General features: G+C 67.1%; 11 protein-coding genes. All 11 read right to left on the bottom strand.

All coding sequences use genetic code 11. The features are described from left to right. Nucleotides 1-97 precede the first annotated feature (97 nt). On the bottom strand, nt 98-430 hold the full coding sequence (locus tag Q0C42_RS21520) for a hypothetical protein (protein ID WP_295081132.1): 333 nt from the start codon (nt 428-430) through the stop codon (nt 98-100). Between the two features lie 51 nt (nt 431-481). Continuing rightward, nucleotides 482-1423, bottom strand: a complete 942-nt coding sequence (locus tag Q0C42_RS21515; protein WP_295081129.1) for a phage tail tube protein — start codon at nt 1421-1423, stop codon at nt 482-484. A 1-nt stretch (nt 1424) separates the two neighbouring features. Next, complete coding sequence (locus Q0C42_RS21510; RefSeq protein ID WP_295081126.1) at nt 1425-1628, bottom strand: hypothetical protein; 204 nt, start codon at nt 1626-1628, stop codon at nt 1425-1427. Continuing rightward, nucleotides 1625-2062 (bottom strand): hypothetical protein, encoded by a 438-nt coding sequence (locus Q0C42_RS21505; protein ID WP_295081123.1) that lies wholly within the window; start codon nt 2060-2062, stop codon nt 1625-1627. Before Q0C42_RS21505 ends, Q0C42_RS21510 begins: the two co-directional genes overlap by 4 nt. Continuing rightward, on the bottom strand, nt 2062-2490 hold the full coding sequence (locus Q0C42_RS21500; RefSeq protein ID WP_295081120.1) for a DUF1320 domain-containing protein: 429 nt from the start codon (nt 2488-2490) through the stop codon (nt 2062-2064). Before Q0C42_RS21500 ends, Q0C42_RS21505 begins: the two co-directional genes overlap by 1 nt. Nucleotides 2491-2653: 163 nt before the next feature. Continuing rightward, entirely contained in the window at nt 2654-3082 is a 429-nt protein-coding gene (locus tag Q0C42_RS21495; protein WP_295081118.1) for a hypothetical protein, read from the bottom strand. 95 nt (nt 3083-3177) lie between these two features. Continuing rightward, on the bottom strand, nt 3178-4071 hold the full coding sequence (locus Q0C42_RS21490; protein WP_295081115.1) for a Mu-like prophage major head subunit gpT family protein: 894 nt from the start codon (nt 4069-4071) through the stop codon (nt 3178-3180). Nucleotides 4072-4083: 12 nt separating this feature from the next. Further along, a complete protein-coding gene (locus Q0C42_RS21485) occupies nt 4084-4515 on the bottom strand; it encodes a hypothetical protein (RefSeq protein WP_295081112.1) in 432 nt (143 codons plus the stop codon). After that, the gene (locus tag Q0C42_RS21480) at nt 4515-5603 is read right to left on the bottom strand and encodes a phage protease (RefSeq protein WP_295081109.1); all 1089 of its coding nucleotides are present in this window, start codon (nt 5601-5603) and stop codon (nt 4515-4517) included. Before Q0C42_RS21480 ends, Q0C42_RS21485 begins: the two co-directional genes overlap by 1 nt. 124 nt (nt 5604-5727) lie before the next feature. After that, nucleotides 5728-6225, bottom strand: coding sequence for a phage virion morphogenesis protein (locus Q0C42_RS21475; RefSeq protein ID WP_295081107.1), 498 nt, complete (start codon nt 6223-6225; stop codon nt 5728-5730). Further along, on the bottom strand, nt 6218-6775 hold a 558-nt coding region (locus Q0C42_RS21470; RefSeq protein WP_295081104.1), incomplete at its 5' end, for a phage minor head protein. The genes Q0C42_RS21470 and Q0C42_RS21475, both read right to left, overlap by 8 nt.

Raw genomic sequence — 6775 nt, 5'->3', positions numbered from 1 at the left:
AGCGCAATGCCCCAAAGGGCGGCATCCGACCGCGCCCCGCTCATCCTGTCCCGCTTCTGGCCGAGCTCGCCTGTCGCCCAGGCGCGCCCGGCCCATTTCAGTTTTTTGCGCGCGCGCCCGTCATTGCGGTCTGGTAGGTCCGCAGCAGAGGCACGCGGCAGAAGGTCAAGCCAAGGATGCGGTCGAAGAGGGCGGCGTCGTCCGGGACCGGCTGGCCATCGTCATCGATCACGGCCGGGAAGCCGACGATCGCGGCGCGCAGGAAGGCGTTCTGGCCCTGCTCGCTCATCAGGTCGTCGTGCATCCGCAGGGTCTCGGCATCGAGGACGCGGTAGCGGGTCTTCAGGGTGACCTCTTCGAAGCCGTCGTCGATCGGCCACTGGACCGGGACGTCGTGCAGGAAGGTCGCGTTCTTCTTCAGCTTGAACATGGGGGGATGCTCCAAAGGTCAGGTGAGGCCGGGCGCTGTGACGCCCGGTGCTTAGGTCAGCGTCAGCGTCCACTGGTCGTTGCCGGCCACCGGAAGCGGGGCCAGGCGCAGCGGCCATTCCTTGATGTCCTGCGCGCTTTCCAGGCCTTGCAGGCGCTGCACCTGGGCAGCGGGCATGTTCAGGGTGCTGATCTTCCCCGCGCCCGTACCGTGGGTCAGGACGACCGGCACCGAGGTCTGGTTCTGCGCCAGGGTGAACGGGTTGAATGCGGTCAAGGGCTGGGCCTCGACCACGGTCTCGACCTCTTCCTCGCGCTGGGTGATCAGGATCTGCTCGGCCCCGATCAGAAAGCGCGGCTCGACCGCATTCTTCAGGTCCAGCGTGAAGGACCGCATGACGAAGGCGACCGCGTTGATGGTGAAGACCGGGGTGTTCGTCGACGTCCCGACCTGCGGCTTCTGAAAGGCTGTCAGGGTGACGGGCGAAGGACGAACGGTCTCGGCCGGAGCGGCGAAGAGGCCGGTGAAGCTGTACTCGATGTACGGGATGCCTTGGGCGCTGACCATGATCTTGGCCGTACCGCGGGTGCCCCGGATCACGTAGCGGGTGGTGTCGATCCAGAGATGGATGGTCGCCGACTCGTGGTTGGCCGAGATCGGGTTGTAAACCACACTTGTCGCGGCGTTGATCACTTGGGCGACACCGCAGGCGCGCAGAAGGACGCCCCAGCCCGGCGCGGTACCCGCGGTGCCCGAGGGTGCCAGCTCGACCCGGAAGGTGAGCTTGGCGTGCAGCTCGTTCGGAATGGTGCCCTGGCCTCCGAGGTAGGGCAGTTCCAGGTCCCGGCTGACGTCCGAGCCTTCCATCGGCTGGATCTTCACCTCGGTCGCCAGGATCGCGTTCAGGGCACCGGTGGGCGCGGAATCGGTCCCGTAGGTCGTCTCGATCTTGGCCAGCAGGATCTTCGATTTCCAGTACAGCGGAGCGGGCATCTCAGGCCTCCGTCAATGGGGTGGGCACGGGCGCTTGAACACCCTCTTCAACGGGTGCGGCGGCGCGCGCCTCCGGGCGGTTGTCCGTCGCTTCCTCAAGCTGCAGGGAGCCATCGGGCAGGCGGAGGTAGCTGCCGCCTGCCTGGGGCAGCGGCAGGACTTCCGACGGGACGGAGTCCTGGGTCGCGGGTGCGGGCTTCTTCATGATGGGTCGATCCTCAGCTGGTCGCCGATGGCGAAGTCGATCTGGAAGGAAAGGGTGCCGGCGTCGATCGCGACGAGGGTGCCGCGCGCGAGGCGGAAGGTGCCCAGGACGCCTTTTGGCGACCAGCCGGCCACGGCCTCGATCACGGCGCGCTTGATCTCTTCGCTGCGCTCGAAGGCCCGACGGCCGACGGCGTCGTTATTGCGGAAGGTCAGAATGACGCCGAAGACTTCGTCGTAGGCCTGGCGGAACAGCCCTGCCGCCGCGTCGGGGGTCCCGCCTTGCAGCCCGACTGAGATCACGTTGGCGGCGGGCGTCGTCTGCGGCAGACGGCCCTGCGCCTTCAGCTCGGCCCAGTTCAAGGCACCCTCGACCCGGCCCGAGAAATCCGGGACCCGCTCCTTCAGCCGCTCGATCAGATCCTCGATCAGCATCAGATGAAGCCCTTGAGGTTGTCTTCGGTGAAGGGGCGCTCGCGGTCGGTGATCTGGGCGCCGGTCGACCCGGTCGATGATGCCTCGACACCGGCGGCGCTGAGCGTGATCGTGCCCTGGGCAATCGCCGTCAGGGTGCGGATCGCATCCTTGTAATCGGCCTCGATCTTCGGCGGGGCCTCATAGATGTGCAGGTTGTAGATCGTGATTGCCCCGGCCACGCCAACCAGCATCGGCTGGGCCGCGCTGAGCGGCAGGCCGTAGCGGCGCGCCAGGTAGCCGTCGATCAGGGCGTCGGTCTCGGCCAGCGCCCGGGCCACCACGTCGGTGTCGATCACCCCAAGCGCGTCCGTCCCGCGATCGGTGAGCGAGATCAGCATCTGCTCTCCGAAGCGGTCGGTCAGCTGGGCAAGGGTCACGTAGGGCATTGGGTCCTCGGGTTTGGGTGCCGGTCTCTCCCGGCCGTCACGCCCGTGTTCCGACGTTCACCCCCGGTCCGCGCCGGGTTCGCCTACTCGGTTCGTCCGCCGGGGCCTCTGGGTGCTAGGCTTTCCGGTCGGCTTCGCGATTGAACCTTTCGCTCGGGATAGGTCAGTCCTGGGGAACCAGGGCGACGACCAGCTCGGGATCGCCCTCCAGCTTCGCCAGGTCGTCCTCGGTCAGCTCCGCCACCGGGATGTCCACCGGCTCGGGGCCGAACTTGCGGCCCGCGCGCCAGCGGCCCTTGGCCGGGCCGGTCACGCGCAGGACATGGGCTTTCACCTTGGCGGCAGGTTTCACCACGTCGGGGGCGGGCGCTTGAGGGGCGGCGGTGGCCGAGGGGGCTTCTTGCGCCGCCCCCGTCGCATCCCCGTCCCCCAACGTGGATTCGGTGGTGTTCGCGTCGTCTGCAGCCTGGGTCGCTTCGGCTTCCGGTTTCGGCGTGGCTTCCGTGGCAGGGGCAGCAGTGCCAGCCTGGACGGCAATCTGGGGCGAAGCGGCAATGGCAGCTGCGGCGGCGACGGCTTTTCTGCGGGACATGGGTCTCTCCGGTTCAGGGGCGGGGTGCGCTCGAGGAAGGGGCCGGACCGTTCACGGGGCCGGCCCCTCTGCTGGATCACACCGTCAGGTCAGGCTCAGGCGAGCCACGGGACGACAAGAAGCTCGGCGGTGCCTTTCCACTCGTTGGTCTCGCCGCCGGTCGCATATTCCGAGTTCAGGATCTTCCGCGCAGCGCTTTCCAGGCTGGGCGGGACGACCATGAGGTTCGGCATGATGCCCAGCGGGCGGCCGTAGTCGCCCTTCATGCCCATCAGCGTCGAGCGGGCAGTGGCATAGGCGGCGGCGTTCAGCGTCTGCTGCGAGCCATAGGCCATCTGCCAGAAGCCGAAGCCGGTGTTCGCCCGTGCGTCCGAGCCATACATGAACTCCTTGTTCATGAAGACGTTCTGGTCGGTCAGGTTGTCGAGCGCGGTGAAGATGAAGTCCTTGCGCTTCTGCAGGATGATCGGCTTGATCGCCCGGCTGACGTCCAGCAGGAACCAGGGGGTGCCCGCGCCACCACCCGTGTTGGAGACGGCGACGGTGTCGCCCTTCTCATCCAGGACCGGGTGGTCGGTGTCGAAGAAGAACTGGCCGTCATAGCAGTTGGTCGTGAAGCCCGCCTTCAACTGGGCATAGACCATCAGGTCCCATTGTGCCCCGGTCGCCATGCCCATCTCGGTGAAGAGGGGCGTGTAGATGCCAAGGTTGTCGGTCTCGATGTCGTCCTTGTCGACCGAAAGCGTCAGTTCCAGCGCCTTTTCCTTGATGGCGTAGTCGTGCTGCTGGAGGTTCTGCACGGCACGGGGACCGACCCATTCCCGGACGTTCGGGATTTTGCCGAGCCAGCCGTACTTCTGCTCCTTCTGCGAGGAAGGCACGACGGTCGCCACCCGGGCGTAGGCGGTCGATGCCTGCGACAGACCGTTCTGGAAGGACGTCTTGAAGCCGACGCGAAGGCTGTCGAGGTTTGCGGCGTTAACGAGCATGTCTGGGGTTCCTTACGACAGGATGGCGCGGGTGAGAGCTTCGTCGAACCGCACCCAGACGCCCTGGGCGTCCACGCTGTCGACGATGCCTGCGGGCGAGCGGGTGGCGGTGCCGTTCGTCTTCGCGACCGTCTGGTCGTCGACGATGTAGCAGACCGTGCCGACATCGACCTTGGCGATCAGGTCGCCAGCGGCCGAGTTGGCGAAGCGGTGGACACCGGGGCGGTACCGGATCGGGGTGACCCCGGCGGTGGTCGATGCCAGGCGCTCCTGGGCCACGCCGACGCCGAAGCTGCCCGTGGCGGTCGCGCCCTCGATCAGATCCCCGACGGCGTTCCGCATCAGGATCGCGCCGGCGAAAATCGCCTGGTTCAGGCCCAGAAGGCCGGTGCGCTCATCGCCCTCGGCACGAGGGGTGTTGCGGTCTTGGGTCAGCGGCGGCATCAGGCGTTCTCCTCAGCCAGGGTTTTCGCGTAGGCCTTTGGATCAAGGCCCAGGATCGTGGCGGCGGCGAGCTGCTCGGCGTTCAGCTCGACATTGCCGTCGGCGCCGACGGGCGGCTTGAGGGTGGTGATCAGGGCCGAGGGCGCGACGATGGGCTGCGCCTCGATGATCGCCTTCGCCGTCTCGGGCTGCGAGGCGTGCAGGGTCACCAGGTGCTCACGGTTCGCGGCCGTTATGCCGGTGCGGCCCTTCTTCATCTCGCCGTCGACATAGGCCTCGGAAGCGGAGCGCTTGGCGCCGTCCTTCAGGGTCGCCAGCTCGGACTGCAGGGCGGTCAGTTGCGACTGCAGCGCGACTACGTCACCGCCGCCAGCGGTCTTGACCTTCACGGCCGTGACGATGGCGTCGGGGGTGCCGGTCGGCAGACCCACGGCCGTACCGATCTCGGTCAGGGCCGATTGCAGCGCGCCGTCGGGCTTTTCGTCCTTCTTTTCGGCCATGCTGCCAATCTTCGCCAGGATCTGGTCCAGCGAAGCGTCGGCCGCGAGACCGAGCTTTTCGGCGATCTTGCTCATGCCTTCCATACGGGAGGTCTCCTCGGTGTTGAGTGCGGCCAGGCCGCGCAGGTTGGGGACATTGACGAGGGATGCGCGCGGGATCAGCGTCACCGTGCGCTTGTCTTTGGGATCGACCATCAGGACGGGCGAGATCCCGCGATAGGCCTTGTCGGCCACCAGGGCGCGCCCGGCAGAGGTCCATTCGACGCGACCCCAAAGGCCGTCAGTGCGAGCCTGCAGCTCGACGATCCAGCCGCGCGCCGGGGCCTCGTGGCCCGGGCGAAGGTCGGTTGCGTGGTTCTCGTCGATCGGGATGCCACGTTCCCAGGCCATCGAGGCCTGGATGACAGCTTGAAGGTCGGTCACATGATAGGGTCCTCGCCCGTCGAAGGTCTCGACTGCACCCTGCGCCACGGGCAGAAGCTGAACCCACTCGGGCACGGCCCCGTCGCTGCCGATGGCGGGCAACGCTGCGGACGCGGCGAGGGCGATCAGGTGAGACCTGGAGGCGGAGGCGGGGGCGTTATGCATGCCGCCAGACTGGCGGATGGCCCATACCCGAAACACCTACAACGGCTTGTAGGAGCGAGGGCCTTCAACGGGATCGGGATGCCTCTAACGTGGCCCGCCAGGCGTCAGGGGTCAAGCTCCAGCTTCAACCAGACACGGCCGAGCGGGTTAGCGCCTCGGCGATGGCATCCAGGATGTTGGTCTGGTCCTCGGGAGAGACGCCCAGGAACGGCCGTGCCGGGATGTTGCCCCAGGGGATCGGCCCGTTCCGCTTCGTCCGCCCGAATGCCCCCTGCGCCGCGCCGAACTGCTGGGTGGCGGCGTAGATCATGGGCGAGCCCCAGGCGACGCTGTCGGATGCGGCCTCGTAGAAGATCTGCGACGACAGCGCGCCCGATGGGCCGAAGAGCGGGCGGATGTCGATCCGGTTCGAGGTTCTGGCCCCATGGCGGTTCAGCGTGGTCTGCGACTTCGGGGCCCAGCGAACTCCATCAGGCGAGACTCCTTCCCCAAACCGCCGCTTGGTTGAGAACGTCAGGATCTGCCCGATTTCCTCCATCACTGGCGTCATGTCGGACAGGGCTGCGGAAAGCCGGAGCAGCGCCCCGGTGATTTCGTCGTCGGTGATGATGATGTCAGCCATCGCTTTGGCCCTTGGCCGCGCGCGCCGCGATCTCGGCTGCCAGTGCCTCGGCCAGGGCGTCCGGCAGCTTCGCCATCTTCGCCTGGACGGCCTCGGCCACCGTATCGGTCACAGTTTCGCCAGGGGCATAGGCCCATCCCTTGTCGATACCCTTCGGCGCTCCGGTCCGGGGATCGATCGCCTGCCAGCCATCTTCCAGCTGCTTCTCCGGTTTGCCGCCCACCCGCTTTGCGCCTTCTTGGCTGCGCGCCCCGGACAGGAAGCAGCTGCAACCCCAGCCATTTGGTGGGGCGTGGGTGGCCCAGAACGGGTGGTCAGCCTCAAGCACCAGACCATCCCAAGCCAGGTGCTGGACGCGTGGCTCCAGGCTGTTCCCGTGATTGTAGACGAAGTGGGTGAAGCCGCCGTCGCGCAGCTGGGCCAGGCGACCGGCGGCGTAGCTGGTGGCGAGGTTCGTCTTGTAGATGACCTTGGTTCGCCAAGCCTCGCCCTTCTTCGTCCCCTCGCCCGCCCAGCCGTGCCAGCCATGCCGCTCGACGATCTGTCGGAA

It is taken from the genome of Tabrizicola sp., from assembly GCF_022842145.1.
GTDB lineage: Bacteria > Pseudomonadota > Alphaproteobacteria > Rhodobacterales > Rhodobacteraceae > Tabrizicola.
This window is presented reverse-complemented; position numbering and strand designations above follow the sequence as displayed.